The sequence below is a fragment of the Lactococcus hircilactis genome (assembly GCF_009601015.1).
Lineage (GTDB): Bacteria > Bacillota > Bacilli > Lactobacillales > Streptococcaceae > Lactococcus > Lactococcus hircilactis.
Genome location: NZ_WITJ01000043.1, coordinates 1 through 1,540 on the forward strand (window position 1 = coordinate 1; position 1,540 = coordinate 1,540).

Genomic DNA, 1,540 nt, shown 5'->3' on the forward strand with positions numbered 1-1,540 from the left:
GTCGTTCTGTCCCAGCCGAGAATCATCTCCATACTGGAGAAAGATTTTGCAAGCGAAGTCGGTGTGATTGCCCCAGTCATGTTATAAGTATAGGGACTGTAAACGCCAGAGTAGTTGGTATTTGTGACGCTACCTGCACTGCTTGCGGTGAAGGTCCCTGAGTTATAGACCCCTTGACTCGCAAGATTACTTGCGGGTTGAGTCATATTGATCTGACCTGTATTGGCATTTGGTGCATCGAGGGCTTGCGTGTACTTGCTGGCATAGCCTGAGCCTGAGTTATAGGTAAAGGCGGACGTGCGATTGAGCGTCGCAGGAGCGTAGGCATTGACTGTGGGGCTTGCCATCTGACTTGTCGTAAGTGCGGTCGCTGTCCCACTGCTTGGGGTGTAAGTCCCTGAGTTTGATAGGCTGTAGGAGATGGTCCCTGTCGGATAGGTTGCACCGACATAGGGATTGGTCCATGATTTGTGTTCTGCGAGCGGTTGAAGCGCGATGACTGCTGCGACATCATCCGCATCAAGATTACTATTCGATCCCCCAAAGACAGTCGTTCCTGCTTGGGTTTGTCCTTTGACAAGCGTCACTCCGACACTTGGCGCTGCTGAAACCGTCGTCGCTGATGGACTAAACTGTGAAAAGTCCGTGCCATCATAGGTATTGAGCGGAGATTTTATTGAGCCTTCTGTTTCAAGTGTGTCTTGATTATCCGCTGAGATGATTGAAACTTTAAAGGTCGGTTGGAGCTTGTAGCCATTGGGTGCACCATAGACATTGACAATGACAGGGACAAACACCTGTCCAGTATTGGCGATGGAGGATTGCATCACTCCTTCAGAGTAGCCTGCTCCACCGGTATAAGTGCTTCCGTCGTTATTGTACATGGTGCCTGAGGCAATCTGTGCGTTGACTTGTGGCGTTTTCCCATCTGAGCCCACCGTGACAGCTCCCTTAAGGTCGGCCTGTATGCTATAGTTGATATTGCCATAAGTTGTATTTGAGTTGTTTTGGACCGCAAAGGAAACCAAATAGATGATTTGATCCCAAGAGCGGACCACACCATTTGAGCCATTGGCATCGTGTCCTGGATTGTTATCACTATCAAACGTTGCCGTCCCATCTTGGACGGTCGCTGTCCCATTTTGGATCACAATAGGCGAGTTTGGATTGGTCGAGAGCAGCTCAACTTTCGCACCACTTGGTTTGAACGCTTCTGTCATTGATTTGATGGCTGTTTTGGGGAGCGTATAGGCTTGAGCTTTTGGCGTTGATGCTTGTGTTGATTGCGCTTGTATTTCTTTTTTAGCCGAGGCATCAGGGACATAGACTGGCTTTAAAAGACTGTCGTCTGCGCGATAGCTATTGGGGTCCGTGATGGCTTTCGTTGCTTCATCAGCTGTCGCTGTCGTGACAGTGAGGACTTTTTTCCCATCAATCGTTTCTGTGCTTTCGCTTGAGCTACTCTCATCAGAAGGGGCAGCCATTTGGAAAAGGGTTTGCGTCAGATTTTGTGTGACATCACTTGCGACAACTGCGACAG

General features: G+C 49.2%; 1 pseudogene. It reads right to left on the reverse strand.

Annotation, left to right across the window (positions count from 1 at the left end):
* Nucleotides 1–1,540 (reverse strand): annotated as a pseudogene (locus GHI93_RS12935) (hypothetical protein); the annotation flags it as partial.